27 protein-coding genes are annotated in these 24,366 nt (G+C 71.9%); 11 read left to right on the plus strand and 16 right to left on the minus strand.

The annotated features are described in order from the left end of the window. The first annotated feature begins 35 nt into the window (after nucleotides 1–35). Nucleotides 36–401 carry a VOC family protein gene (locus RE421_RS02555; RefSeq protein WP_309813825.1) on the plus strand — a complete coding sequence of 122 codons (366 nt, stop codon included), beginning with the start codon at nucleotides 36–38 and terminating at the stop codon, nucleotides 399–401. Nucleotides 402–495: 94 nt separating this feature from the next. Then, nucleotides 496–1,155, plus strand: a complete 660-nt coding sequence (locus RE421_RS02560; protein ID WP_309813828.1) for an SDR family oxidoreductase — start codon at nucleotides 496–498, stop codon at nucleotides 1,153–1,155. An 84-nt stretch (nucleotides 1,156–1,239) separates the two neighbouring features. Here the strand turns inward: RE421_RS02560 and RE421_RS02565 are convergent, their stop codons facing one another. The 4 genes from RE421_RS02565 to RE421_RS02580 all read right to left on the minus strand — a co-directional run bounded on the left by RE421_RS02565 (nucleotide 1,240) and on the right by RE421_RS02580 (nucleotide 6,180). Next, complete coding sequence (locus tag RE421_RS02565) at nucleotides 1,240–2,496, minus strand: HAAAP family serine/threonine permease (protein ID WP_309813832.1); 1,257 nt, start codon at nucleotides 2,494–2,496, stop codon at nucleotides 1,240–1,242. Between the two features lie 83 nt (nucleotides 2,497–2,579). Then, nucleotides 2,580–4,025 carry a glycosyltransferase gene (locus tag RE421_RS02570; RefSeq protein WP_309813835.1) on the minus strand — a complete coding sequence of 482 codons (1,446 nt, stop codon included), beginning with the start codon at nucleotides 4,023–4,025 and terminating at the stop codon, nucleotides 2,580–2,582. Further along, nucleotides 4,022–5,218 (minus strand): hypothetical protein, encoded by a 1,197-nt coding sequence (locus RE421_RS02575; protein WP_309813837.1) that lies wholly within the window; start codon nucleotides 5,216–5,218, stop codon nucleotides 4,022–4,024. The genes RE421_RS02570 and RE421_RS02575 overlap by 4 nt, the downstream gene beginning before the upstream one ends. Continuing rightward, entirely contained in the window at nucleotides 5,215–6,180 is a 966-nt protein-coding gene (locus RE421_RS02580; protein ID WP_309813840.1) for a WcbI family polysaccharide biosynthesis putative acetyltransferase, read from the minus strand. Before RE421_RS02580 ends, RE421_RS02575 begins: the two co-directional genes overlap by 4 nt. 146 nt (nucleotides 6,181–6,326) lie before the next feature. On the opposite strand from RE421_RS02580, the gene RE421_RS02585 reads away from it, so the two are divergent. After that, the gene (locus tag RE421_RS02585) at nucleotides 6,327–7,448 is read left to right on the plus strand and encodes a glycosyltransferase family 1 protein (protein WP_309813843.1); all 1,122 of its coding nucleotides are present in this window, start codon (nucleotides 6,327–6,329) and stop codon (nucleotides 7,446–7,448) included. Between the two features lie 7 nt (nucleotides 7,449–7,455). After that, the gene (locus tag RE421_RS02590) at nucleotides 7,456–8,328 is read left to right on the plus strand and encodes a glycosyltransferase (RefSeq protein WP_309813846.1); all 873 of its coding nucleotides are present in this window, start codon (nucleotides 7,456–7,458) and stop codon (nucleotides 8,326–8,328) included. Here the strand turns inward: RE421_RS02590 and RE421_RS02595 are convergent. The 4 genes from RE421_RS02595 to RE421_RS02610 form a co-directional block, all read right to left on the minus strand. Then, on the minus strand, nucleotides 8,307–9,434 hold the full coding sequence (locus RE421_RS02595) for a glycosyltransferase (protein WP_309813849.1): 1,128 nt from the start codon (nucleotides 9,432–9,434) through the stop codon (nucleotides 8,307–8,309). The genes RE421_RS02590 and RE421_RS02595 overlap by 22 nt on opposite strands. After that, nucleotides 9,431–10,627: a glycosyltransferase gene (locus RE421_RS02600; protein ID WP_309813851.1), complete on the minus strand. Its 1,197-nt coding sequence runs from the start codon at nucleotides 10,625–10,627 to the stop codon at nucleotides 9,431–9,433. Before RE421_RS02600 ends, RE421_RS02595 begins: the two co-directional genes overlap by 4 nt. A 78-nt stretch (nucleotides 10,628–10,705) precedes the next feature. Continuing rightward, on the minus strand, nucleotides 10,706–11,413 hold the full coding sequence (locus RE421_RS02605) for a Pr6Pr family membrane protein (RefSeq protein WP_309813854.1): 708 nt from the start codon (nucleotides 11,411–11,413) through the stop codon (nucleotides 10,706–10,708). A 5-nt stretch (nucleotides 11,414–11,418) separates the two neighbouring features. After that, nucleotides 11,419–11,802, minus strand: a complete 384-nt coding sequence (locus tag RE421_RS02610; RefSeq protein ID WP_309813857.1) for a VOC family protein — start codon at nucleotides 11,800–11,802, stop codon at nucleotides 11,419–11,421. A gap of 109 nt (nucleotides 11,803–11,911) precedes the next feature. Here RE421_RS02610 and RE421_RS02615 point away from each other — a divergent pair, with 109 nt between their 5' ends. After that, nucleotides 11,912–12,493: an NAD(P)H-dependent oxidoreductase gene (locus RE421_RS02615; RefSeq protein WP_309813863.1), complete on the plus strand. Its 582-nt coding sequence runs from the start codon at nucleotides 11,912–11,914 to the stop codon at nucleotides 12,491–12,493. A gap of 50 nt (nucleotides 12,494–12,543) precedes the next feature. Here the strand turns inward: RE421_RS02615 and RE421_RS02620 are convergent, their stop codons facing one another. Beyond that, the gene (locus tag RE421_RS02620; protein WP_309813865.1) at nucleotides 12,544–14,463 is read right to left on the minus strand and encodes an ATP-binding cassette domain-containing protein; all 1,920 of its coding nucleotides are present in this window, start codon (nucleotides 14,461–14,463) and stop codon (nucleotides 12,544–12,546) included. 168 nt (nucleotides 14,464–14,631) lie between these two features. On the opposite strand from RE421_RS02620, the gene RE421_RS02625 reads away from it, so the two are divergent. Together RE421_RS02625 and RE421_RS02630 are read left to right on the plus strand one after the other, a co-directional pair. Continuing rightward, nucleotides 14,632–15,279, plus strand: coding sequence for an NAD(P)H-dependent oxidoreductase (locus tag RE421_RS02625; RefSeq protein ID WP_309813873.1), 648 nt, complete (start codon nucleotides 14,632–14,634; stop codon nucleotides 15,277–15,279). Nucleotides 15,280–15,386: 107 nt separating this feature from the next. Next, nucleotides 15,387–15,608: a hypothetical protein gene (locus RE421_RS02630; RefSeq protein WP_309813876.1), complete on the plus strand. Its 222-nt coding sequence runs from the start codon at nucleotides 15,387–15,389 to the stop codon at nucleotides 15,606–15,608. A 249-nt stretch (nucleotides 15,609–15,857) separates the two neighbouring features. On the opposite strand, the gene RE421_RS02635 is transcribed toward RE421_RS02630, so the two are convergent. Then, nucleotides 15,858–16,418, minus strand: a complete 561-nt coding sequence (locus RE421_RS02635) for a hypothetical protein (protein WP_309813880.1) — start codon at nucleotides 16,416–16,418, stop codon at nucleotides 15,858–15,860. A gap of 303 nt (nucleotides 16,419–16,721) precedes the next feature. On the opposite strand from RE421_RS02635, the gene RE421_RS02640 reads away from it, so the two are divergent. After that, a complete protein-coding gene (locus tag RE421_RS02640) occupies nucleotides 16,722–17,453 on the plus strand; it encodes an AzlC family ABC transporter permease (protein WP_309813883.1) in 732 nt (243 codons plus the stop codon). Then, nucleotides 17,446–17,796 carry an AzlD domain-containing protein gene (locus tag RE421_RS02645; protein ID WP_309813886.1) on the plus strand — a complete coding sequence of 117 codons (351 nt, stop codon included), beginning with the start codon at nucleotides 17,446–17,448 and terminating at the stop codon, nucleotides 17,794–17,796. Before RE421_RS02640 ends, RE421_RS02645 begins: the two co-directional genes overlap by 8 nt. Nucleotides 17,797–17,859: 63 nt before the next feature. On the opposite strand, the gene RE421_RS02650 is transcribed toward RE421_RS02645, so the two are convergent. From RE421_RS02650 to RE421_RS02660, 3 genes are all read right to left on the minus strand, one after another. Continuing rightward, on the minus strand, nucleotides 17,860–18,435 hold the full coding sequence (locus RE421_RS02650; RefSeq protein ID WP_309813889.1) for a dihydrofolate reductase family protein: 576 nt from the start codon (nucleotides 18,433–18,435) through the stop codon (nucleotides 17,860–17,862). A 28-nt stretch (nucleotides 18,436–18,463) separates the two neighbouring features. Continuing rightward, nucleotides 18,464–19,036 (minus strand): dihydrofolate reductase family protein, encoded by a 573-nt coding sequence (locus RE421_RS02655; RefSeq protein ID WP_309813892.1) that lies wholly within the window; start codon nucleotides 19,034–19,036, stop codon nucleotides 18,464–18,466. A gap of 90 nt (nucleotides 19,037–19,126) precedes the next feature. After that, nucleotides 19,127–19,792, minus strand: a complete 666-nt coding sequence (locus tag RE421_RS02660; protein ID WP_309813894.1) for a helix-turn-helix domain-containing protein — start codon at nucleotides 19,790–19,792, stop codon at nucleotides 19,127–19,129. 43 nt (nucleotides 19,793–19,835) lie between these two features. Between RE421_RS02660 and RE421_RS02665 the strand changes: the two genes are divergently transcribed. Then, nucleotides 19,836–20,954 carry an alpha/beta hydrolase gene (locus tag RE421_RS02665; protein WP_309813900.1) on the plus strand — a complete coding sequence of 373 codons (1,119 nt, stop codon included), beginning with the start codon at nucleotides 19,836–19,838 and terminating at the stop codon, nucleotides 20,952–20,954. Here the strand turns inward: RE421_RS02665 and RE421_RS02670 are convergent. From RE421_RS02670 to RE421_RS02680, 3 genes are read right to left on the minus strand one after another with little or no spacing between them, the layout of a single operon-like run. Continuing rightward, nucleotides 20,942–21,646 (minus strand): phosphoribosyltransferase family protein, encoded by a 705-nt coding sequence (locus RE421_RS02670; protein WP_309813909.1) that lies wholly within the window; start codon nucleotides 21,644–21,646, stop codon nucleotides 20,942–20,944. The genes RE421_RS02665 and RE421_RS02670 overlap by 13 nt on opposite strands. Next, nucleotides 21,647–22,939, minus strand: coding sequence for a DUF6596 domain-containing protein (locus RE421_RS02675; protein WP_309813910.1), 1,293 nt, complete (start codon nucleotides 22,937–22,939; stop codon nucleotides 21,647–21,649). 28 nt (nucleotides 22,940–22,967) lie between these two features. Further along, nucleotides 22,968–23,414 (minus strand): YciI family protein, encoded by a 447-nt coding sequence (locus RE421_RS02680; protein ID WP_309813913.1) that lies wholly within the window; start codon nucleotides 23,412–23,414, stop codon nucleotides 22,968–22,970. Nucleotides 23,415–23,632: 218 nt separating this feature from the next. Between RE421_RS02680 and RE421_RS02685 the strand changes: the two genes are divergently transcribed. After that, nucleotides 23,633–24,340: a VOC family protein gene (locus tag RE421_RS02685; protein ID WP_309813917.1), complete on the plus strand. Its 708-nt coding sequence runs from the start codon at nucleotides 23,633–23,635 to the stop codon at nucleotides 24,338–24,340. The last annotated feature ends 26 nt before the right edge of the window (nucleotides 24,341–24,366 follow it).

The raw sequence follows: 24,366 nt of genomic DNA on the forward strand, positions 1-24,366 counted from the left end.
TCCGCCGGTCACCCGCGTGCAGGACCATGTCTGCCATGGCACACGGAGACATCACCCACGTCGACATCCCGGTGGCGGACACCCAGCGGGCCACGGAGTTCTACGGAGCGCTGTTCGGCTGGAGGATCGAGACCTACCCCGGCTTCGAGGACTACCCCATGTGGCGGGCCCCCAACGAGGTCAGCGGCGGCGGCCTGGCCCCGCGCAGCGAGGGCTTCACCCAGCCGCGGTCCACGGTGGAGGTGGACTCGATCGAGAAGACCCTGGCGGACGTCGAGAGGCTCGGGGGCAAGGTCCTGGCGGGGAAGTCGCCCATCACCGAGACCAGCTGGTGGGCCGTGGTGGAGGATCCGGACGGCAACCAGATCGGCCTCTACGAGGGCGTGACGGAGACCTCCTGAGTTCCGCCGCTGGCCGAACCGGCTGGCGTGCCCCCGGCCCTGGTGGAACAGTGGCCAGTGAACCGAGAGCACACCGAACGGAAGGACCAGCATCATGGCGAACTACCTGATCATCGGCGGACACGGCAAGGTGGGGCTGCTGACCGCCCCCCGGCTGGCAGCGGAGGGCCACACCGTCACCTCGGTCGTCCGCGACCCGGGCCAGACCGCGGAGATCGAGGCCGCCGGGGCCACGGCCCTCGTGCTGGACCTCGAGAACGCCAGCCAGGAGGAGTTCGCTCAGGCCTTCGCTGGCCAGGACGCCATCATCTGGTCGGCCGGGGCCGGCGGAGGCAACCCGGACCGGACCTTCGCCGTGGACCGGGACGCCGCCATCCGCACCATGGACGCGGCCGAGCAGGCCGGCGTGAAGCGCTACGTCATGGTGTCCTACCAGGGCGCCAGCCTGAACCACGGCGTGCCGGAGGACGACTCGTTCTTCCCCTACGCCGAGTCCAAGGGCGCCGCGGACGAGCACCTGCGCAACTCCGGGCTGGACTGGACCATCCTCGGCCCGGGCATGCTGACCTTGGACGAGCCCACCGGCACCATCTCCGTGGGAGCCGGCGGCGGGGACGACGCCAACCGGGACACCTCCCGCGGCAATGTCGCGGAGGCCATCCGGGTGGCCCTGGCCACCCCGAACACCATCGGGAAGCAGATCGAGTTCACGGACGGCGAGGAGCCCGTCGCCGCGGCCTTCGCCCAGCTCTGAGGCACCCTGCGGAGTCCCTACCCGGGCCCGACGGCGACCGGAACCTGCCAGCGCGGGTTCCGTTCGGCGCCGGGCCCGGTCCTTTCAGCGGAAGAAGCTGAGCAGTATCCCGCCCACGGCCACGAGGCCGGCGAGCACCACGAACACGTTGGACGCGGTGCCCCGGAACCGGTCGAGGGCGGACACCTTGTGGATCGCGTACATCGGCATGAGGTAGAGTACCACGGCGATCACTGGGCCGGCCAGGGACTCGATCAGGGACAGGATGCTCGGGTTCAGCACCCCGGCCAGCCACGTGGTGACGATGAGGAAGACGCTGACGCCGATCCGCACGCCGCGGTCGCTGAACCGGCCCCTGCGGTCCACCATGGTCCGTACGATCCCGGCGGCCCCTTCGGCCGCTCCCATCCAGTGGCCGAAGAAGGAGGAGGCGATCGCCGTGACGGCCACGGCCGGTCCCAGCCAGGCGATCAGCGGCAGGCCCATGACGTTGGCCAGGTGCGAGAGCACGGGCAGGTTGGCGTCCTTGGCCTCCTGCAGCCCCTCCGGGCCGAGCGCCAGCACGCAGGACCACACGAAGCCCATAGTGAAGACCACCAGCAGGACGGCGGTCATCCGCAGGACGGAGGACGCCTTCGCCACAGAGGCGTCACCGTAGCGGGTCCGCAGCGCCACGGAGAACTGGGAGATGGCCGGGGAATGGTTGAAGGAGAACACCAGCACCGGGATCATCAACCACAGGGACCAGGCGAAGTCACCCGCGGCCGGGACGGCCCCGAAGCCGTCGAAGGACCAGGACGGGGTCAGCAGCAGCGTCACCGCGAACAGCACCGCAATCAGCGGGTAGACGATCCACTGGGTCACCACCAGCATCGCCTGCTGCCCGGCCAGCATGACGGCGGAGAGGGCCAGCACGAGGATCCCGGCCAACAGCCAGCGCGGCCACGGGTCCAGGCCGAGCTGGTTCACCATGAGGGAGTCCACCGTGTTGGTAATGCCCACCCCGTAGATCAGCACGATCGGGTAGATCGCCAGGAAGTACAGCACCGTGACCACGCGGCCGGCCGTCTCCCCGAAGTAGTCGCGCACCACCCCGGTGATGTCCTGGTCCGGGTTCGGAGAGGCCACCACCATGCGAGACAGGCCGCGGTGGGCGAAGTACGTCATCGGCCCGATCAGCAGGGTGGCCACCAGCAGCGGCCATAGCCCGCCTAGGCCGGCGTTCATCGGCAGGAACAGGATGCCCGCGCCCACGGCGGTGCCGAAGAGGCTGATGGTCCAGCTCGTGTCGAAACGGTTCCACCGGGTGACGGCGGGGGCGGGCTCGCGGTTCACGGTCATGCACCCTCCTCCGGTGCGGCCAGGCTGAGAACGTTAGCCCCGTTCCCCGGTGGCGACGAGCCACCACGCCTGACACCTCCGGATCAGCCCCAACCACCCCACCAGGCCTCGAGGTCGGTGTCCTCTCCGGCCGGCTCCCAGCCGCAGTCGGCCAGGTCGAGGCCCACCACCCCGCTCGGGTCCCGGTGGCCCCAGCGCCGCGCACGCCACAGTGCCCGAGAGCTCACTGCCGTGACGGCGAGCCCGGCCGGCCCGCTGACCTCGATCCGGTCATGACCGGCGCGCTCGGCTTCCAGCAGCCACTCGGCGGCGGCCGCCGGGTCGGGGGGACCGGCCCCGCGCGCCGGGCGGATGGGCGCCAGCACCGTGATCGTCCAATCCGGGACGGCCGCCAGATCTGCAGCGTCCCCCGGGTCCGGGGTGGAGACCGGGTCCGGGTTGGGCGAGGCTCCGGCAGGGGCAGCCCGCACACAGACGCGCGGGTCCTCCAGCAGCACCTCGGCGTCGGCCGGCACGGGCCCGGGAAGGAGCAGCCGAGCGGCGGGGAAGGACTGCACCATCGCATCGGCGCACAGGACCATTCCCGGCAGTGAGACGTCGCCGTCAGCTGAGCACTCCAGGACCACCTCGACCCGTGGCCGGGTCCGCGATCCCCATGACCAGCCCCGCGCGGTGGGTGCCGAGACCTTGCGGGCCAGCACCAGCGACTCGCGGTTCTTCACGGTCCGGCCGGCCTGCAGGTCCTCGCGTCCGGCAAAGTCCGGCCCGCGGTGCCAGGCCTCGGCGCGCGGCTCATGTGCCAGCAGGGCCCCGGCGCGCCACAACCGATGCGCGAACTCCCAGTCCTCCCCGCCGTAACCCACGAAGTCGGGGTCGAAACCGCCGGCATCGTCATGGATGTGCCGGTGGACGGTCAGCACGGCGGAGATCATGAAGCGGTAGGCGGTGGAATCCGCCTCGAGCAGGTTCCCGGTGCTGGCGTAGGCCCGTTCCAGCCACGCCGGCTCGTCCAGCACAGCCTCCTCAGGCACCGGGTCCCCCGGCTGCCACCGCGCGGCCAGCCGTGCCGGGTCCAGGTGCCGTCGCCGGCCCACCACCACGGCCTCCGGTGAGCGAGCTGCTCGGTGCACCGCGTGGCGCAGGTAGTGCCGGTCCGGGATCATGTCCCCGTCGAGGAAGGCGAGCACCTGTCCCTCGGCTACGGAGGCGCCCAGGGCCCGTGCAGCCGAGGCGCGGAAGCCGAGGTCGGGCTGGCGGATGACCTGCAGGTCGAACGGGGGCCGGGCCGGCAGGCGTGGGGGCTCGGGCGAACCGTCATCGGCGATCACCACCTGCAACCGGCCGCCCGGCATCTCCTGCCTCGTCAGGGCGGCTAGTAGCAGATCCAGGCCGGCCTGGTCACGGTAGTAGGGCACGACGACGGACACCTCCGGCACGTCCGGATGCGGCGCCGTGGGGGCGGGGAGGAGGTCCCAGTGGTTGCCCGGGACCGGGGTCCAGCGCTCGGACTCGCCAACTCGGGGGTTCATCCGTGCGCCTGCCGCCAGAACGCGGCGAGGAGCTGCGCGGCGTCCTCCGGTCCCGGCCCCAGGGAGGCCGTCGGTCGGATCCGGGTGAGGCCCGGATCCGCGGTGGCGGCGGCGATCCCCGCGGCCAACGCGGCCACGGGGGATCCCTCCCCGCTGGCCGGTTCCACCAGTGTGAGCGTGCCGGGCCGCAGGCGTTCCATCTCCCGAACGTACCGCGAGGAGGGGACCAGGGCCCGCCGGCCCACGGACATCCATGCCGCCAGCGACCCCGAGGCCGAGACGTTGTGGTGCGCGGCGAACGGGATGCCGGCGGACCGCAGAACGGAGTCCAGGGCGCCGTCCGGGACGAACCCGGAGACCCGGAAGTCCAACCCGGCGGTACGGGCGCGGCGGTGGAGCTCGTCCACGAGTGGTTCGTGACCGGACGCCACGGCGCCGAGGGCGGTCACCCTCCGGGGGCCCGGGACACCGCGGTCCCGCAACAGGGCCAGGGCATCCAGCGCCTCGGCGTGGCCTTTCCCCGGGTAGAGGAAGCCGAGGAGCACCACGTCCGCGGCCAGCCCCCCGCACGGGACTCCGCTCGGCCCGCCGGCCGGGCCACCTGCTGGGTGCTGCCCGGCCACGACTGCGTCCACCGGTCCGGGCGACGCGCAGGCGCGCCGGTCCTCGACCGGCAGGGGGACCACCGCCGTGGGACCGTGCGGTGCCCCCGCCAGCCCGCCCGGCAGCAGTTCCTCGAGCAGCGCGAACTCGTGCCGGCTGGAGACCACGGTGCCGGCAGCCCACCGCGTCAACTCGGCGTAGGCGCGGGCGCGCCGGGCGAACCGGACGACCCCCTCCGCCGGCTGCGGCACGTCGTGCAGGGTGAGGGTGGTCCGGTCCGGAAGGGATTCCGTGAGCACCCGAACGGCTTCGTCCGGGGTGGCCCCGAACAGCGCATCGGTGACGTCCACGTGGACCGGCCCGGCGGAGAGGGCCGGCCCAGGAGAGGGTGCCCGCCCAGTGCCAACAGAGGCGGCCCTCCCGACGGCCCAGGCCCGTAGCGCCGGGACGTCGGGCAGGTTGATCACGGGAACCCGGAGGCCCAGCCGGTGCAACGCGGCGGCCATGGACCGTGCGTGCCGAACCACCCCGTGCCGCGCCGGGCCCACCACGAGATAGGTGGGCAGGTCGCCGGAGAGCGGGGCACTCATCCGCCCAACCCCAGGTCCGCCATGAGCTGCCGATGACGGTCGATCCCGGCCTCCACGACCACCGGATTCGCCCGGTACCACTCCAGCTGGGCTGCCCGGACCGCTGCCTCGGTCACGGGCTCCCCGCCGACCGTCCATCCCGCGCGGGACGGTCCCTCGAGGCCGAGCGCCGTCAGGACCTGAGGTTCCAGCGGTGCCAGCACCTCACCCAGCAGGGTCCGCCGCGGAAGCACGACGGCCGGATCAGCCCCCAGCTGCGAGCGGACCGCGGACGCCAGCAGCGCCAGCACCTCGTTGGCCGGGTGGTTGACGGTATGGAAGGCCGGAACGGTCACGTGCCGGAGCCGCTCGGCGAGCGCCACGGTCCCGTGCGCCTTTTCACGAGCCAGCAGTCGGCTGAGGGACTGCTCCGCGAGGTGGCGGATCCTCTCCGGGGCCAGGGGCAGGCGGACCGCCGGCGGTCGGGCTGCGGCACGGGGGCCGCCGCTGAGCTCGGTGGCCGCCTCGGCCAGGGTGCGCAGGTCGTGGTACGGGACCACGGGTGGGTCCTCCTCGGGCCGGGACGGGTGCCGGAGGGTGACCATCCAGGGGAACAGGCCACTGTCATAGAGCACGGGAATCCGTACCACGCTGGACGCGGAGGGAAGCTGGGACGCGAGTTGCTCGGCGCCCAGGGGGAGTCCTCGATAGTCGGCCCGGATCGGCTGTGCCACGAGCACTCGGGTCCGCTGGAGCACACGCTGAAGGCGCGGCAGGTCCGCTGCGGTCAGCTCGAACACCGGAGGGATCCTGACGGTGGGCGGGATGGCGGGGTCCTCGGGGCCGGAGGAGATCAGCAGGCGCAGCGCCTCAGACTGGCAGTTGCCCAGCACCACAAGGACCTCCGGACCGGGCAGCTCCCGCACGCCGTAGAACTCGGCGTAGTGTCCGGTCCGGCCATCGACTGCGGGGTGCATGGTCATCACTGCTCCTTTTCACGGCGGATCCGCCCGCCGCCGGCGGCACAGGCGGGCGAGGTTGGCGCCGGTGGCACCCACCGGAGCGCCGCCGTCGTCCCCCCCACAGTATGCTGGTCACTCGGGCCGAACGGGCCCACGGAAGGAGTTGGGTGACCCCCACCGGACAGTTCTCAGTGCAGATGGTCCCTGCGGACCACCCCTACTGCCGCCATGTACTGGCCCCGGACCGGCCACCGAACTTCCAGGCCCTACCCGATCCCCCCGTCCCCGGGGCGCCGGCCGACCAGTGGTGGCCGCCCCGTGCCGTGGACGCCGGCTGGTTGCGGACCCACCGGCCGGACGTCCTCCACGTGCACTTCGGTTTCGAGTCGTTCTCCCTGGCGCAGCTCCAGCACGCTGTCGACGTGCTGCGCGAATCCGGTTCGGCGCTGGTGCTGACGGTGCACGACCTCCACAACCCGCACTTCCGGGATTCCCGGCAACATCTGCTGCAACTCGGCGTGCTCGTCTCGGCCGCCGAGGTGGTCCTCACCCTGACGCACCGAGCCGCCGCCGAGATCCTGCACCGCTGGGGGCGGGAGGCCACCGTGGTACCGCACCCACACATCGTGCCCCTGGACCAGATCCGGAGCCAGGTCGCTCCGGAAGCCCCGGGTCCAGGCGCCGCCGAGGCGCTCGCCCCGGACGGGGAACTGGTCATCGGCGTCCATGCCAAGAACCTGCGTGCCAACGTGGACCCGTTCTCGGTGCTACCCGGGGCCGCCCTCGCCGTCCGCCGACTCCGGGACAGGGGCCTGCGTGCCAGGGTGCGGGTGGACGTCCAGGAGGACCCGCAGGACCCGCAGGCCCTGGGCCGGCTTCGGACCGCCTGCCAGGAGCGAGGTTTCGAGCTCTGGGAGCACAGCCGCCTGCAGGACGCCGAACTCTACGCGGACCTGCGCTCCCTGGACGTGACGGTGCTGCCCTACGCCTTCGGTACGCACTCCGGGTGGTTGGAGATGTGCCGGGACCTGGGGGTCCCGGTGGCCGTGCCGGACCTCGGATGCTTCGCCGACCAGGCGACCTCGCCCGCGATCGAGACGTTCACCCCTGGCCGCGACGAGGCAGTGGCGGACGCGATCCTCGCCCTGCTGGACCGCCGGAAGAGTATTCGGCCGGCCGATCCTCAGGCCCGGCGGGTCCAGCGTCAGGCGCTCGCCGAGGCGCACGAACGCCTCTACGTCCAGGCCCTGGCGGCGGTCCGGTCGCGCCGCCTGGTGACGGCCGGATGACGCTCCGGTGACGGCCCCGGCCCGCGGCACCTCGGTGCTGGTCATTACGGGAGGCCGGGACACCCACCTGGCCCGGGTCCTGACCGGATTGGAACGCGCCGAGCCGCGGCCGGACGAGGTCGTCGTGGTGTTCATGAACCAGCCGGGCGGCACCGTCCCCGCCACCGACCTGACCGTGGTGACCGGGCACGTCCGGGCTCCCGGGCACCTACCCTTGGCCGCGGCCCGCAACCATGCCGTGCAGCTGGCCCGCGGCGAGGTCCTGGTGTTCCTGGACGTCGACTGCATCCCCGCGGCCGGGGCCGTCGGGTCCCTCGCGGACACCGTCCGCCGGCATCCCGGCACGGTGGTCATGGGCACCCCGCGCTACCTCGGCCCCGGCTGGGCGGAAGGGCAGCCGAAGGTTCCCGACGACGGCCGGTTGCGCGAGCTCTCCGTCCTCCACCCGGCGCGGGCCAACCTCGGCGAGGGCCGCTCAGAGGAGTGGCACCTGGTCTGGACCCTCGTACTGGCCCTCGCCGCGGCCGACGCGGACCGGATCGGTGGCTTCGATGCGGGCTTCACCGGCTACGGCGCGGAGGACACGGATTTCGCATTCCGGGCCCGGGACGCCGGCCTGTCCCTGCGCTTCTCCGCGGCCACCGTGTTCCACCAGCACCACGGGGTCCACCGGCCCCCGCTGCCGCACTTCGCCGACATCGTGGTCAACGCCCGCCGGTTCCGGCACGTCCACGGCACCTGGCCCATGGAGGGCTGGCTGGGGCGGTTCCGCGACCTCGGCCTGGTGGACTGGGATCCCGACGGCGAGCTGCTCACCATCCTGCGCCACCCCACCGAGCCGGAGACCCGGACCGCGCATCAGCCGGACGCGGCGTACTGAACGGCCGACTCCCAGCGGCGGCGGTACTCCGCCGGGTCCACGAGGACGGCCGCGGCGAGCCGGTCGGCTGAGGCGGGGTCCCGCAGCGCGGTCCGGACCGCCGTCGCCCAGTCCGCGGACTCGTCGGACCACCGGCACCAGGGGACCCCCGCGGCGCGGTGGGCCGCGGCCGCGAAGTGCTCCTGCTCGCCGAAGGGGCGCTCCTCGGGGGCCAGCACGACGGGCCGCCCCGACGCCGCCGCGTCCGCCACCGCGCTGTACCCGGCGGAGATCACCACGAGGTCGGCCTCCCGCAGGCGGGCCGGGACGTCGTCGGTCCACCCGTGCAGGATGAGGTTCGGTGGCAACGGCCCGCCGGCTCCCGGGGCATCTCCCGGCGGGCCGCCGGGCGCCCCGCGGACCGGACCGTAGACGTGCCAGCGGGCCCCGGGCACCTGCCCGGCCGCCCGGACCAGGTCCGTCCAGCGCACCCCGCCCCCGCCGGTACCGGTCACCACGGAGAGCTCCAGCGGCGCGGCGGCCGGGGTGAGGAGGGCCAGGGTGCCCGCGGGGCCGGACCGGGGACCGGCGCGCACGCCCCGTCTCCCGGCGGTGTCCGGGGCGCCGAGGAACGTCGTCTTGTCCCCGAACCGGCCCTGCCACTCAGGGTCCTCCAGCTCGGCGCCGTAGTGGGCGATCAGGTGGTCTGCCTCGGCGTAGACCAGCTCGTGCCCCGGATCCGTGCGGTCGCCGTGCATCCGCCGGTGGATGACCGGATATCCGGCCAGGCGCAGGAACAGGGCGGTCTCCACCGAGACGTCCACCACCACCGCGTCCGGACGCACCCGCTGGGCGACCTCGAGCAAGCGGGCGAACCGCCGGCGGATGACCGGCCCGGTGGGGGTGTAGTGCAGGGGCGAATCGGCCCGCTGGCGGTGTTCCGGGACCACGTCCGAGGGCAGGGGCTCCAGCCCCACGTCCGCCGGCAGCACCCGGTCTGCCCCCGCGGAGGCGGTGGCCACCGTCAGCTCGAAGGCGCCGGTGGCGGCGGCCCGGGAGGCATGGCGGACGTGCCCGCTGCCGTGGTCGTGCGCGTAGTAGAGCACACGGGGCCGGGCCCGGTTCACCGGACCGTCTGGACGGTCTTCAGCACGAGCGAGCCGTCGTCGTCCGGACCGGGGACCGAGGCGTCAATGGTGTCCCGGACCTCGGCGGTGAGCTGGTCTCCGAGGGGTGTCCAGCCCGGGCCGGGCTGCGGCAGGGTCCCCGCCCGCTCGGCCGTCTTCCGCAGGACGCTGAGGTAGGACGCCACCATACGGTCGGCGCTGAACCGCCGGGACCAGGTCTGCACTCCCACCCGGTCGCGGCCCCGGGCCACCCGGATGGAGTCCGAGAGGGCGGGCACGGAGTGATGCACGGCCAAATCGCCGGCCCGGGGGCCGACGATCTCCCCCATCGCCCCGGTGAGGAAGGCCGCCACGGGGGTGCCCAGTGCCATCGCCTCCACCGTGGCCAGGCCGAACGGCTCGGCCCAGAGGGGGGTGGCGAGGTAGACCTCCCCGGAGGCCAGCAGGTCCGGCAGCTCGTGATGGCCGAGGTGGCCGCGGTAGAGGGTATCCGGTCCCAGCAAAGGCTCGACCTGCTGGCGGAAGTAGTCGGGGTCGGAGACCGGTCCGGCGAAATGCAGGTCCATCCCGGCCGCCCGGGCGGCCGGGATCGCCAGGTGCAGGCCCTTCTCCGCGGTGATCCGTCCGGTCCAGACGGCACGGCCTGGCACCGGAGGGACCGTGCTGCGCCAAACGGACGGGTCGATCCCGTTGGGGACCACCGAGATGTTGGGCAGCCGGTGGTTCCACGCCAGGGCGTTGGCGGCGGAGACGGAGAGCCACCGGTGGTGCTCCGGCGGTTCCCAGGCGGGGTCATCGAGCACGGCGAGGACCTCCGTGAGCGTGGCCGGGGTGTGCAGGACGGTCACCATCGGCAGGCTCCGCAGATCCGTCAGCGGAACCGGGGACAGGGAGTTGTTGAGGACCACGTCGAAGCCGCCCGCGCGCACCTGGCGGCAGGCCTCCGTCATCGCGTCCGCCAGCGTGGCCCGGACCCGGTGGATGTCCCCGGGTACCCGGACCGTGGTGTCGAACCCCTCGTCCAGGAGGGGGACCAGGGTGCCGGAGGTGAGGCTACCGGCCTTGGCGAAGACCGTGACGTCGTGGCCGATCCGGACCATGCGCCGGACCATCAGGTCCGTGTGCATCTCCAGGCCGCCCGCGTAGGGCGAACGGATCGGGTGGTGCAGGTGGGCCAGGACCGCGATCCTCATGGGCTTGCTCTCCGTCCCCCGGCGCCTGGGGCGGTCCGGCCACGTCCCGGGCGGGAGCCGCCGGAGACTCACTTGAGACTAGTCACGCCCGGGGATGCTGTCGATTCGGACCGGCAGTCGGTCCTGCAGCCGGCCGTGCCACCGCAGGAGCAGCCGCTCGATGACCCACATCAGCGCGGCCAGCACGAAGAAGAACGCCAGGATCGCCCCGAGGTACACGGCCACCCCGCCGTAGCCCATCCGGGGCACGTCCATGATGGAGTACGGGTACCAGTCCAGCAGCGGTCCGCGCGCCATGGTGAAGGCCAGCCAGCCCAGGGGGATGATCGTGGCCAGCCCGATCCGCCGCCACGTGACGCCTCCGCGCGGGTCGAACACCAGCCACACCACCGGCGTGAGGATCGGGGTGATGACGTGCTGGATCGTGTCATTGACGGACTCCACGGCGGTGGCCGGCGGGGCGTCCCGCAGCAGCACGTTGAACACCACGCCGGTGATGACGATGCACACCACCGCCGCGATCCGCAGGGCGTGGAACAGGTCGGAGGTCCGCTCCGGGCGGAGGGCGAGCAGCAGGGAGGTCAGCCCCACCAGGAAGTTCGCGACGAACGTGAAGTACGTCGGCTGGTTGAGCATGTGCTCCCAGCCGGCCGTGAAGCCGCCGGAGAAGCCGGCATCGGCCGGCAGGTCGGAGTCCTTCCAGGACCCGATGTGGAACGAGAGCGCGTTGCCCGTGAAGGACAGCAGCGCGGCCAGCGCGAACACCCACCGGGAGAGGGTCCGCACGGCGGTCAGTCCTGGTGCAGGCAGATGATGTTGCCCACCGTGTCATCGATCAGGGCGTCGGTGCCGCCGTACTGCTGCCTCGTCGGTTCCATGACGACCATCGCGCCGCGGGCCCGGATCCGCTCGAACTCCGCGGCCCCGCCGGTCAGGGTGATCGAGAACGCCGGCATGTCGGCCGCGAGGACCTCCTGCTGGTAGGCCAGCCCGGCACCCTCGGCACGGCCGAGCACCAGGGAGGCGCCGCCGTCGGGCCCCGGAGCGCGCAGGGACAGCCAGCGGAAGTCCCCGGCGGCGTAGTCCGTCTCCACCTCGAGGCCGAGCACCTCGGTGTAGAACGCCTTGGCGGCGTCCTGGTCGTTCACGAGCAGATGGGCCTGGGCGATCTTCACGGTGGTTCCTCTCCCGACGAGTCCGACGGCGTGTGACCGCCGTCCCGACCAGTATGGCGCGGCCCGCCTACGCTGGGGAGGACACCGGCGCAACACAGGAGGGCACCACATGAAGATCGGCATCGTCATCGGCTCGGTTCGCGAGGGACGCCTCGGGGAGTCCATCGGAGAGTGGGTCGCCGAGCGCGCCCGCGTGCAGCAGGACGCGGCAGACGTGGAGTGGGAGGTCCTGGACCTCAAGACCTTCGAGCTGCCGGTCATGACGGATGAGAACTGGGCTCAGGACTCGGACGGCCCGGCCGAGGTGCACCGCTGGCGGGACGCCGTTGATCAATGTGATGGCTTCGTCTTCGTCACCCCCGAGTACAACCGCAACATCCCCGGCGCCTTCAAGAACGCCTACGACCTGCTCAGCCGGCAGTGGAGGGACAAGACCCTGGCGATCGTGGCCTACGGCGGCCTCGGCGGGGTGCGCGCCAACGAGGCCTGGCGGGTGACGGTGGCCGCCTACAACATGCACGTGGTCGGCGCCTCGGTGAACCTGGTCCGGCGGGTGGACTTCCCGGGCGGCGAGTTGGCCTTGACCGATCACCACGATGCCTCCCTCGCCAAGGTCCTGGCCCGGCTGGTGTCCCTGACGCGCGCGGTCACCGCGGAGCGCGAGCGCGTGGGCCTGTCCCCCTCCACCTGAGTCGCACGGATTGGCCCGGATTGCCCAAGATCGAGGCCAATCCGTGCGACTCAGGTGCCGGCGGGCGGAGTGAGCTCCAGCCGCTCGCCCGCCCAGCCTGCACTGAGCCAGCGGTCGTGGCTGGCGACCACCACGGCGCCCGGGTAGTCCGGGATGGAGACCTCCAGCTGCGTGGCCAGCAGCAGGGAGAAGTGGTTGGTGGGCTCGTCCAGCAGCAGCAGGTCCGGCAGGTCGGCGAGCAGCACGGCGAGGTCCAGCCGCCGGCGCTGGCCCACGGAGAGTTCCCGCACCCGCCGGTGCTCATCCCGCCCGGCGAGCAGCCCGAATCTCCGCAGGGGCACGCGTTCGGCCCGGTCGTGGCCGAGGACCGTCCGGTAGGCCTCCGCCACGGACAGGTCCTCCCCGCCCGTTCCGCCCGCCGCGGCCGACGGCAGGGGGTCCGCGTCCTGGCCCAGCAGCCCCACGGTGAGGCGGCCGGAGGTGGTGACCGAGCCGGCGTCGGGCGTCAGGTCTGCCGCCAGGACCCGCAGCAGGGTGGATTTCCCGGCTCCGTTGGGCCCGGTGATGAGCAGCCTCGAGCGCGGCCCGAGCCCCAGCGAGACGGGGGCGAGCCGGTCCGTCACCGCCACGCCGGTGGCCACCAGGACCGGGCCCGACGCCGGCCGCCCGCCTTCCCGGGCGGGTGCGGCGCCGCGGTGGCCGCCCGATTCCCCGCCCGGGGGCGGGGCCGCCGCGTCGAGGCCAGTGAACCGGAGGACCGCCGGGGGACGGCGGACCTGCTGCCGCTCCAGGCGTGATAGCGCGGTGGTGGCGTCGTTGACGCGGCGGGAGACGACCTTGGCGTTGCGGTCCGAGTAGAACTTCTGGGCCATCTTGCCCTCCGTCCGCGGCGGCCTGTCCGCGTTGCCGACGGTGTGGTGGTCCGCGACCTGCTGGCGCAGCCGCTTGAGTCCGGCCTGTTCGTCCCGATAGCGGCGTTCCCAGCGTTCGCGTTCCTCGATCCGGTGCAGCAGGTACTCCGAGTAGCGGCCGCCGAAGCGGGTGACGCCGAAGCCGGTGCCTGGGCCCTCAGCTTGAGGTCCGTCCGCGGCCTCCTGCACCTCCGCGTGGGGGCGCGGGGCGGGGTCGAGGTCCAGCAGTGTGGTGACCGTCTCGTCCAGGAAGGCGCGGTCGTGGCTGGCGAGAAGCACCGGTCCGGACCAGCCGGCGAGCAGGTCTACGAGCAGTGCCGTGCCGCGGGCGTCGAGGTGATTGGTGGGTTCGTCCAGCAGCAGGGTGTCCGGGCGGCGCAGCAGCAGCCAGGCCAGGGACAGCCGGGAGAGCTGCCCGCCGGAGAGCTGTGCGGCCGGGCGGTCCCGGGGAAGCCGATCCAGGTCGAGCCCGGCCACGATCCGGTCGACCTGCCGGTCCACGTCCCAGGCCTCGGTGCGGATTGCCTCGGCCAGGGCGCGGTCGTAGGCGGTGGCGAAATCGTCGGCGGTGGCGAGGCCCGCTGAGGTGGGGAGGTACTCAGGGGTGGTGAGGTGTTCAGAGGTGCGGGGGGCACCCGGGGTGGGGGCCGGCGTCGGGCCCGGGGTTCCGGTGTCCGTCAGCGCCTCCGCGAGCCGGGCCACCTCCTCCGCGACCGCGCGGACCGGGGCCGTGGCCTCGCCCAGGACCTGGTCCACGGTGTGATCGAGCGGGAAGGGCGGCTGCTGGTGGAACAGGCCGACGGAGCCGGGGGCGGCGATGGTGCCGCCGTGGTCCTCGTCCAGCCCGGCGATGATGCGCAGCAGCGTGGACTTGCCGGTGCCGTTCTCCCCGATCAGGCAGGCGCGTTCGCCGGAGGAGACCGTGAAGGAGACGTCCGTCAGCACCCGCTGGTCCGGAAAGGACTTGGAGACGCCGTCCACGCTGAGGTGGGCGGCACGGCCGAGGCCGGAAGGCCTGGCCGGCAGGGCGGACGAGGGCGAGGAAGGGAATCGGGTCATGAGGGAGTCCTGGGAGTCAGGCGGAGTTCCCGCCGGGCGATGCGCTGCGGCTGCCTCGGCGCGGGACGAACGGGACTCAAGACCTCATGGATTCCACGATACGGCAGGGTGGCGATGCCTGCCACTGCGCCCTAGCCAGGTGCACCCGGACGGTCCCATGCTGGGATGATGACCGAATCGACACAGCAGAACCCGTCCGTACCGTCCGCCGACCTGAAGGCCGTGGCCCTCGTCTGCACCCTGACCCCCTCCCCGAAACCCTCCAGCAGCGAGTTGATGGCCCGGCACGTGCTGGGTGAGCTGGAGCAGCAGGGCGTGGCCACCTCCTCGATCCGCGTGGTGGACCACGACGTGAAGCCGGGCGTGCAGGTGGACATGGGCGACGGCGACGAGTGGCCGGCAATGCGCCAGCAGATCCTGGACGCGGACATCCTCGTGCTGGCCACGCCCATCTGGATGGGCCACCCGTGCAGCATCGCCCAGCGCGTGATCGAACGGCTCGACGCGGACCTGTCCGAGACCGACGACCAGGGCCGGCCGATCATGTACGACAAGACCGCGATCGTGGCCGTGGTCGGCAACGAGGACGGTGCCCACAAGACCATCGCGGACATGACCCAGGCCCTCAGCGACATCGGGTTCTCTGTTCCCGCCCAGGCCGGGACCTACTGGGTCGGGGAGGCGATGCAGACCGTGGACTACCAGGACCTGGATCAGGTCCCCGGGAACGTGGCCTCCACGACGGCCGGTGCCGCGCGCAACGCCACGCACCTGGCGCGGCTGCTGCGCGGGAATCCGTATCCAGCCGGGTCTTAGCCGGTTCCGAAACTCTCGAGGCCAGTACAGCAGGGCCCTGTTAACACATCGCCCCAGTGACCACATCCGCACACGAACGGAGTCTCCGCAGGACCACCTCAAGCAATGTGAACGCTGGCCCCGGTCCAGCGCGACCGCGGGCCACGTGGCCGAACTGGATCAATATCGGCCTGGGCCTCTATCTGGCCCTGTCACCTCTCTGGATTGCCATTGACCGGCAGTCCTGGTTCACCATCCTGGGCGCCCTGATCATCCTGGTCGGCTTGTGGGGGCTCACCACCGGCTCCTCCGCCCTCTCGCAGTGGGTCCAGATCATCCTGGGCTGCTGACCTTTGTCTCCCCGTGGATGGTCTTCTTGCCCCCGTGGGTGCCTGCCGGGGCCAACACGCCCGTCACCGATTGGACCTTATGGATTATCGGTCCCTTGGTGATCGTCTTTGCGACCATCGGCATGGGACGGGGCAGAGCATCGGCGCGCGTCTGACCCAGCGAGGCTGAAACCATCGCACCAGAGCCTGCTGCACCATAGGGTGCGCCCCACACCGCTCAAGGTCATCTGACGAAGACCGTCGGCACCTTTACTGAGCGCGCTCCTCCATGACCTTGTTGGCGACCCCCTCAGTGTCGGGTGCAAAGGCGTACAGCTTCCCGTCCTCCTGGTGCACCCACCACCGCCCGCACAGATCGGTGGTCATCTCCTCGGCTCCTTCTGGCCACCAGTCGGCTTCCAAGGTGCGGAACTCCACTATCTCGGCAGGATCCATGTCCTTGGTGCGCTCGTCGGAGGCGTACGCCGACTCCAGTTCCAGCGCCGATGGCTCACCTGGAACGTGGATGGCGGTGCAGGTCTCGGGCAGGTCTCCCTCATAGTCCATGGTGAAAAGGCGTTCCTGCCCGGTGCTGCGTTGCTGCAGTTGGACATTGGTACCACCCGCCGGGACCCACGCAGCCAGTAACCCGCTTTCCACGCCCTCTTCGGAGGACACCGCCTGCTTGGAGGCGGAGTCGTTGTACACGCCATCGAGGTCGAACTCCTGGTCGAACGAGCCTAAGGACCCTCCATCGGTGCCACATCCACTCAGGAAGAGTGCTGCGGCAAAGGTGGTCGCGCCCACGGCCAGGGCATGTTTTCTCATCATGCCTGGAGATTACGAGGCTTGAAGCCCTCGACGCGTCGGAGCGGGGTACGACTGAACGTTGAGATATCTCCACCCCTGGTAGGAGGCTTCCTGGGTCTGACTCTCCGGCAACAGCGCAGGTCAGCCCCTTGCGTGCGTGCGCATCTGCGCGGCCGTGTCCGCGCCGTCCAGTTGATGCAGCAGACCCCTTGACGCCAGGCCGGCCCCGGCACGTCCCCTTCCGGGGCCTCGCTGGATGCCCCTCCCTTGGACGGCCCCATGTCACGCGCCATCGAATGGTCCCATTCAGGGGATCATGGATCCATGACCAGTCAGGCGATCGAGGAACCGCGCGGCCGCCGCGCCGAGATCGCCTTCGGCATCCGGCTGTCCCTGCCCGCGGGTCTGGGCATGTTCCCGCTGGGCGTGGCCTTCGGCATCCTGGTGATCCAGTACGGGCTGCCGTGGTGGATGGCCCCGGCCCTGTCCATCGCGGTCTACGCCGGTTCGGTGGAGCTGCTGCTGGTGGGGCTGATCGCCGCGGCCACACCGTTGGCGACGATCGCCCTGACCACCCTGCTGGTGAACTTCCGGCACGTCTTCTACGCCTTCACCTTCCCGCTGCACGTGGTGCGAAATCCGCTGGCGCGGGCCTATTCCGTCTATGCCCTGACGGACGAGTCCTACGCCATCACCGCGGCCAATCCGCGGGGCTGGACGTCACCCAGGCTACTGGCCACCCAACTCGCCTTCCAGTGCTACTGGGTCTTCGGCGGCCTGGCCGGGGTGCTGTTCGCCTCCGCCCTGCCCGGCACGGTCGAGGGGCTCGAGTTCGCCCTCGTGGCCCTGTTCATCACCCTGACCCTGGATGCCTGCCGGACGCGGAAGCAGGTGCCGTCCCTGGTTATGGCGCTGGGGTGCTTCGCGGCCGCGCATATCCTCCTGCCGGAGCAGTCGCTGTTCGTGGCGATGATGCTGTTCGTGGTGGCCCTGGCCGTGCGATACGCGCTCTCCCGGCAGGCAGGACAGGACGGGCAGGAGGTCACCGATGCCTGATCCAGTGTCAGACTCCTGGTACGTGGTGGCCGCCCTCGTGATCGCCGGCGCCATCACCGTGGCACTGCGGGCCGTGCCCTTCGCCGTCCTCAAGCCCCTGCGCGAGTCGAGGCTGGTGCTCGCCCTCGGGCTGTGGATGCCGGTGGGGATCCTCGGCATCCTGGCGGCCTCCACCTGGACCGGCACCTTCACCGGTGACGCCGGCATCCACTGGACGACGGCGGCCCACGCCGCCCTCGCGGCCGCGGTCACCATCGCGGTGCACCTGCTCTGCGGTCGCCGGACCCTGCTGAGCATCGGCCTGGGCACACTGACCTTCGTGTTGCTCGTCAACCTGCTCTGAACCCCACATCCGAGTCGCAGGAATTGCCCCCGCTTCCAGCGCATCAGGGGCCATTCTTGCGACTCAGTTCGGAGGGGTCGCGCCCGTCACCCGGTGCCGCACCGCCACCGCCCCGCAGGCGAAGCGGCGCTCGGCCTCCAGTTCGAGACCCAACCGGACGCCGTCGGGAAAGACGGCGAGCCCGCCGCCGATGACGATGGGAAGCAGGACCTGGTCCACCACGTCCACGAGGCCAGCCCGCAGGGCGTGGGCGGCCAGGGTGGGTCCGCCGATCATGATCCCGCCGCCGGTGGACTCCTTCAGTTCGCGCACGGCCTCCGGATCGAACTCCCGCTCCAGCCGGGTCCGGCGGGTGGACACCTCGCCGAGCGTGGTGGAGTAGACGACCTTGTCCGCGTCCATCCACCGCTGGGCGAACTCGGCGTAGACACGCGAGGCCGCGGCGAAGTCCGGGTCCGTCTCCCACACGGTCATCAGGTCATAGGTGGTCCGGCCGTAGAGGTGGAGGTCCACGCCCAGCAGCATGTCGTTGGCGTACTGGTGGACCTCCTCGTCCGGTTCGGCCCAGGAGAAGTCGCCGTCCGGGTCGGCGATGTAGCCGTCCAGGGATCCGATGGCGGAGTAGATCAGCTGTCCCATCTCAAATCCTTCAGTCGTCTCAGCCAGCTCAGTCGTCCTGCTCGGATCCCAGGCCCGCGAGCGGAACGTAGGCCGCGTAGGTCACCCCGCCGGAGAAGGCCCGGGCCTCCACCCGGCGCAGGCCGGTCCCGGGGTGCCCGTCTGGGAAGAAGGACCGGCCCCGGCCCTGCCAGTACGGGTAGACGAACATCCGGTACAGGTCTACCAGCCCGGCGGAGATCAGGGCGTGGCACAGGGTGATGCTGCCGGTGATGATCACGTCCCGCCCCGGCTCGTCCCGCATCGCCCGCACGGCCTCGAACGGGTCACCGGAGATGATCGTGGTGTTGGCCCAGCCCGGATCGGTGAGGGTGGAGGAGACCACGCGCTTGTCGGCGGCGTCCAGGCTCGCGGCCACCCCGGTGGTGTCCTCGGTCTGTTGCGGCCAGTAGCCGCGGAAGTCCTCGAAGGTCTGCCGCCCGAGCAGCAGCACGTCCTCCTGTTCGGTCTGCCGCATCAGTTCCGCGGCCAGCTCCTCGTCCTGGTCCGCGGGGTCGAACCACGGATCGAGCATCTCGATGCGCCCGTCTAGGGTGGTGTTCTGGGTGATCACGATCCGCATGGCGTCCTTCGTCTCGGTGGCGTCTCCCACGGTAGGCAGCTCGCGGTCATCCCGCGCCTCCGATCCTGCCGGATTACCCCACTCGCCAGGTCAGTCCGTGTGGACCGCGCGGTCCACCGCGTCCCGGATCAGGGCACCGGCCTCGTCCGCGTCCAGGGCACCGGCCAGGATCCGGCTGCTCAGGCCCTCGGACAGTGACACCAATGCCAGGGCGGTGGACTGCACCCTCGCTGTCTCCGGTGCCACCTCCACATCAGGGGCCGGTTGTTCGTCACCCCGCGCCTCCCGCGCCTCCCGCGTTCCCCGCACCTCCTGCGTCCCCCGGGCAGCGGCGAGCAGTGTGGCCGTGACCTCTACGCGACCTTGCATGGCCTCGGCCACCACCGCGGCGACGCCCGGATGGGACACGGATTTGGCGAGATAGGTAGCCCACACCGAGGAGCCCACCCGCAGCCCCTCGGTGAGCGGGAGGGGGGCACAGAGGAAGTCCGCCAGCTCATCACGCGCCCGCGCTGGCCCCCGGGGAGAGGGATCCGGGCCGTGGTCCTGCTCGGCTGCGGACACCATCGCCCGGCAACCGAAGACCACCAACTCGTCCTTGCTCGTGAAGTAATGCTGCACCCGGCCGATGGACACCCCGGCCGCCTCCGCCACCGCACGGAAGGACACCCCGTCGATCCCCTGCTCGTGGATGACCTGCCACAAGGCCAGGGCGATCTCCCCGCGACGCTGCTCATGGTCGACGATCTTCGGCATGCCGCCACTTTACAGTACGGGCAACTTGCATCAGCATTGCAGTATGGACATACTGTCAAACCATCGATCCGATTCGACGGACGGTGACTCCGTTCCACCTTCCCGATCCGCCGGCTCCGTCAGTATCGCCACCAGCTCCTCAACCCCACGGCGCCGGCCCCAGCGCCCCGGTCGCGGGCGCCGGCTCCTCCGGTGGCTGGGCACCGGCCTGCTCGTGGTCCTGGTGGGGATCGGGCTGGTCGCCACCTGGACCTTCTTTGCCGGTCCTCCCGGCGTCGGCCACTTCCGCAGTGCCGAGGGTCGCATCGACTACCTGTCGGCCTATCAGGACTCGATGGACCGCCTGCCGGAGCCCACGGACACCCATGACCTCCGCACCAGCCACGGAACGATCCGCGTCTACGAGTGGGCCACGGATCTGAACCGCGGTGAGACCCCAATCCTGCTGGTTCCGGGCCGGGCCTCCGGTGTGCCCATGTGGATGGACAACCTCGAGAACCTCGCAGGGGAACGCCGGGTGCTGGCCTTCGATGCCCTCGGTGACTCCGGCCTGTCCGAGCAAGCGGTCCCCTTCGAGGAATTCACGGACCAGGCCCACCCGATCGACGATGTCGTGTCCGCGCTAGCCCCAGAGGGCGTCCACCTGATGGGCCATTCGTTCGGCGGGGCCGTGGCCTCGGCCTACGCGCACGAGTACCCCGAACGCACCGCCACCCTCACACTCCTGGACCCGGTGTTCACGCTGGCCAACCCCTCCCCGGAGATGCTGTGGTGGAGCGTGGTCGCCTCACTGCCGGGCCTGCCGGATGCCTGGCGGGAGACCGCCCTGGAGTGGATCGGCGGCGCGGAGATCGACTCGGAGGAGGATCGCGACGAGCCGATGACCCGCATGATCACCGCGGCCACCGCCCACTATCAGGCGGCCGTCCCGCAGCCCTCACCCCTGACCGACGACCAACTGGAACGGCTCAGCATGCCCGTCTACGTGGCCCTGGCCTCCCGGGATTCGCTGGCCGGCGGCCAGGACGCGGTGGAGCGAGCAGAGTCCCTGACCGATTCCACGGTGAAGGTCTGGCCGGACACCACCCACTCACTGCCCATGCAGGCCGCAGGTGAACTCGAACCGGAGCTGTTGAGGTTCTTCGCGGATCAGGACCGCTGAAGGATCGTCACCACGCCCTCGTCCTCCACCGCGGCGAAGTCCGCGTAGTGCTCCCCCACGGAGCGGAAGTGCCGGGGCGTGGCCACCACGGCCACCTCGTCTGCCTCCCCCTCCGCCCGGAACCGTGCCACGGTGTCCCGGGCGGCCACGGGCACGGCCAGCACCACGCGGTCCGCCCCGAGCTTCCGCGCGGCCAGGCACGCCACGCGGGCGGTGGCCCCGGTGGCCATGCCGTCATCCACCAGCACGGCGGTGGCGCCCCGCAGGTCCAGGGGCGGCCGTCCCGCCCGGAACAGCTCCGCCCGCCGGGCCAGGGTCTGTTCCTCCCGCTCCTGCACCTCGGCCAGTTCCGCCTCCGTCACCGCGAAGTGCCGCCTGATCGCCTCGTCCAGCACGCGCAGCCCGCCCTCCCCGATGGCGCCCATCGCCAGCTCCGGATGCGCGGGCACTCCCAGCTTGCGGACCATGATGACGTCCAGCGGCGTCCCGAGCTCCCGGGCCACCACCTCGGCCACGGGGACCCCGCCGCGCGGCAGGCCGAGCACCACGGTGGTGCCGGAGAGGGGCCCGACGCCGGCCGTCACCTCTGGTGCCCGGGCTCCCCCGGCGCTGGCGTCCGGCGACCCGCCGCGGGAGGCGAGGAGCGCGGCCAGCTGCCGGCCGGCGTCGTACCGATCCGTGAACTCCGCCATCTACGCCCCCTCCGGCCGCACGGCGGCGGCCTCCGCGCGGTCCCGGAGCGCCTCGCGCTCCCGCTCGTTGCGGGCCAGGCCGGCCGCGGCGAGGAACTCCTGGCGGGCCTCTGCGGTCCGGCCGCACCGGGCCAGCAACTCCGCCCGGACGGCGGGCAGCAGGTGGGTGCCGCGCAGGACCTTCTCCTCCCGCAGCCGGTCCACCATCCGCAGCGCGGTCTCGGGGCCGGTGGCCTGGGAGACGGCCACGGCCCGGTTGAGCTCGATGACGGGGCTGGGCGCCAGCCGGCCGAGGGCCTCGTAGAGCAGCACGATCCGCGGCCAGTCCGTGGTCTCCACGGAGTCCGCCTGCGCGTGGACGGCCGCGATGGCCGCCTGCAGGGCGTAGGGGCCGCGGCTGCGCCCTCGCCGGGCGGCGGCTCGGTCAGCGCGGTCGAGGGACTGCAGCCCGCGGCGGATGCGGGCCCGGTCCCAGCGCGTGCGGTCCTGGTCCGCGAGCAGGACGGGCTGGCCGTCCCGGCCGGTCCGCGCGGCGAAGTGCGAGGCCTGCAGCTCCATCAGCGCCGAGAGCGCGTGCACCTCGGCCTCGTGGGGGACCAGCCCGGACAGGATGCGACCGAGCCGCAGGGCCTCCTCGGTCAGCTCGCGGCGGATCCATCGGTCCCCCGCGGTGGCGGCGTAGCCCTCCGTGAACATCAGGTAGACCACGCCGAGCACCGCCCCCAGCCGGGGCCCCCAGTCCTCGCGCTCCGGGATCTCGAAGGGCACCCGGGCCTCGGCCAGCGTGTGCTTGGCCCGCACGATCCGCTGCTGGACGGTGGCCACGGGCACCAGGAACAGCCGGGCGATCTCCTCCGTGGTGAGCCCGGCGACCACCCGCAGCGTCAGCGCCACCCGGGCCTCGCGGGAGAGCACGGGGTGGCAGGCCACGAAGACCAGGCGCAGGACGTCGTCCTCCACCGGCTCCCAGAGGGCCGCGGACTCCGGCGCGCCCCAGGGGCTCGCGGGGTCCGGGGACTCCCGGGCCAGCAGGCGGTACTTCTGCTGCAGCCGCTCGTCCCGCCGCCAGGCGTCCACGGCGCGGCGGCGGGCCACCGCCATCAGCCAGGCCCCGGGGGCGCGGGGGACGCCCTCGGCCGGCCATTGCCGCAGGGCCGCGGACACGGCGTCCTGCGCGGCGTCCTCGGCCATTCCGAGGTCCCCGGTCGTGCGCGTCAGCGCGGCCACGATCTGGGCCGACTCGATACGCCAGACCGCCTCGAGCCGCCGCCGGACCGTCGCCGCGCTGTCCACTGTTCGCCTCCCCTGGGCTCCCGGCCGCTCAGGCCGTCCCCGCGCTGCGCCGGGCCTCTTCCTCCTCGCGCCAGCCGGCCTCCTTCTGGATGTACTCGTTGTCCGCGTAGTCGGCGAAGTCCTCCTCGCCGGTCACGCGGCGGACCTCCAGCTTGGAGCCCGGGCCCAGGGGGCAGCGGCTGGCCCACTCGATCGCGTCCTCCTTGGTGGGGACCTCCAGCAGCCAGAAGCCGCTGAACAGCTCATGGGTCTCCCCGTACGGGCCGTCGGTGATCAGCGGCGGGTCCTGGTCGAAGTCGACGATGAAGTTGGCCTCCTCCTTCGCGTCCGCCAGCCCCTCGCCGCCGATCATGACGCCGGCCTTCAGCATCGCCTCGTTGTAGGCGCCCATCTGGTTGAGGATCTCCTCGAAGTCGACCTTCTGGGAGGCCTCGAGCGCCGCGTCGGTGGAACGCATGATGAGCATGTACTTCATGGTGATCTCCTTGGTTCGGCAGGGCGCCCGCTGCGTCCTGATACTGACCCGTCGAACGGGGGCGGGACGGATCGACACGGGGTGCGGAACATCTTTCTCCGGGGCGTCAGACGGCCCGTCACCCCGGTCCGGATCTGAGGCTACGGCGTGGCACCCTCCAGGGCGAGACCTCGGCCACCCCTTGTCCGGTGCGCGCCGGGATTGATAGAACCGGTGCCATGCGCCTGGAGAACCTCAACGTCGATGCCCGTGATCCGCGCCGGCTGGCGGACTTCTGGGCGGCCGCCCTGGGAGCGGAGCCCCTCACGGACAACGAGGCCGGCGTGGAGGTCCGGTTGCCCCTGACAGGCGGCCGCTTCCTCGACCTGTGCTTCGAACGGGTCCCGGACCCCTCGCCGGCGAAATCGCGGGTCCACCCGGACCTCACCGGCGGGGTGCGGCAGCAGGAGGTGGTGGAACGGCTGCTCGGGCTGGGTGCCACGCCCGCGGACATCGGGCAGCAGGACGTGCCGTGGGTGGTCCTCGCCGATCCGGAGGGCAACGCCTTCTGCGTCATGGACGAGCGGGAGGCCTACCACGGCACGGGGGTGCTCACGTCCCTGATCCTGGAGGGTTCCGATCCGGACCGGGACGCGGACTTCTGGGCGGTGGCCACCGGCTGGGAGCGCGTGGCGGGCGTGGCGGAGGCGTCCCTGCGCCACCCCTCGGGGACGGGACCGCTGCTGGAGTTCCTGACGGAGTCCGGGCCCAAGCGCGGGAAGAACCGCATGCACCTGGACGTCAGGCCCGGGCCCGACGACGGCCCGGTCACCTCCCGGCTGCTGGCACTGGGTGCCGCGGTGGTCGCCGACGACCCCGAACTGCCGTGGACCGTCTACACGGACCCGTCCGGCAACGAGTTCTGCATCCTGGCCCCGACCGCCTGACGCGACCGGGCCGACGTCGGGCCCTG

The sequence above is a fragment of the Citricoccus sp. I39-566 genome (assembly GCF_031432995.1).
GTDB lineage: Bacteria > Actinomycetota > Actinomycetes > Actinomycetales > Micrococcaceae > Citricoccus > Citricoccus nitrophenolicus_A.

Coding starts and splice junctions, on each gene's coding strand:
- RE421_RS02555 (WP_309813825.1), top strand. CDS start 36: ATGGCACACGGAGACATCACCCACGTCGACATCCCGGTGGCGGACACC.
- RE421_RS02560 (WP_309813828.1), top strand. CDS start 496: ATGGCGAACTACCTGATCATCGGCGGACACGGCAAGGTGGGGCTGCTG.
- RE421_RS02565 (WP_309813832.1), bottom strand. CDS start 2,496: ATGACCGTGAACCGCGAGCCCGCCCCCGCCGTCACCCGGTGGAACCGT.
- RE421_RS02570 (WP_309813835.1), bottom strand. CDS start 4,025: ATGAACCCCCGAGTTGGCGAGTCCGAGCGCTGGACCCCGGTCCCGGGC.
- RE421_RS02575 (WP_309813837.1), bottom strand. CDS start 5,218: ATGAGTGCCCCGCTCTCCGGCGACCTGCCCACCTATCTCGTGGTGGGC.
- RE421_RS02580 (WP_309813840.1), bottom strand. CDS start 6,180: ATGACCATGCACCCCGCAGTCGATGGCCGGACCGGACACTACGCCGAG.
- RE421_RS02600 (WP_309813851.1), bottom strand. CDS start 10,627: ATGAGGATCGCGGTCCTGGCCCACCTGCACCACCCGATCCGTTCGCCC.
- RE421_RS02615 (WP_309813863.1), top strand. CDS start 11,912: ATGAAGATCGGCATCGTCATCGGCTCGGTTCGCGAGGGACGCCTCGGG.
- RE421_RS02620 (WP_309813865.1), bottom strand. CDS start 14,463: ATGACCCGATTCCCTTCCTCGCCCTCGTCCGCCCTGCCGGCCAGGCCT.
- RE421_RS02625 (WP_309813873.1), top strand. CDS start 14,632: ATGACCGAATCGACACAGCAGAACCCGTCCGTACCGTCCGCCGACCTG.
- RE421_RS02635 (WP_309813880.1), bottom strand. CDS start 16,418: ATGATGAGAAAACATGCCCTGGCCGTGGGCGCGACCACCTTTGCCGCA.
- RE421_RS02640 (WP_309813883.1), top strand. CDS start 16,722: ATGACCAGTCAGGCGATCGAGGAACCGCGCGGCCGCCGCGCCGAGATC.
- RE421_RS02645 (WP_309813886.1), top strand. CDS start 17,446: ATGCCTGATCCAGTGTCAGACTCCTGGTACGTGGTGGCCGCCCTCGTG.
- RE421_RS02650 (WP_309813889.1), bottom strand. CDS start 18,435: ATGGGACAGCTGATCTACTCCGCCATCGGATCCCTGGACGGCTACATC.
- RE421_RS02655 (WP_309813892.1), bottom strand. CDS start 19,036: ATGCGGATCGTGATCACCCAGAACACCACCCTAGACGGGCGCATCGAG.
- RE421_RS02660 (WP_309813894.1), bottom strand. CDS start 19,792: ATGCCGAAGATCGTCGACCATGAGCAGCGTCGCGGGGAGATCGCCCTG.
- RE421_RS02665 (WP_309813900.1), top strand. CDS start 19,836: ATGGACATACTGTCAAACCATCGATCCGATTCGACGGACGGTGACTCC.
- RE421_RS02670 (WP_309813909.1), bottom strand. CDS start 21,646: ATGGCGGAGTTCACGGATCGGTACGACGCCGGCCGGCAGCTGGCCGCG.
- RE421_RS02680 (WP_309813913.1), bottom strand. CDS start 23,414: ATGAAGTACATGCTCATCATGCGTTCCACCGACGCGGCGCTCGAGGCC.
- RE421_RS02685 (WP_309813917.1), top strand. CDS start 23,633: ATGCGCCTGGAGAACCTCAACGTCGATGCCCGTGATCCGCGCCGGCTG.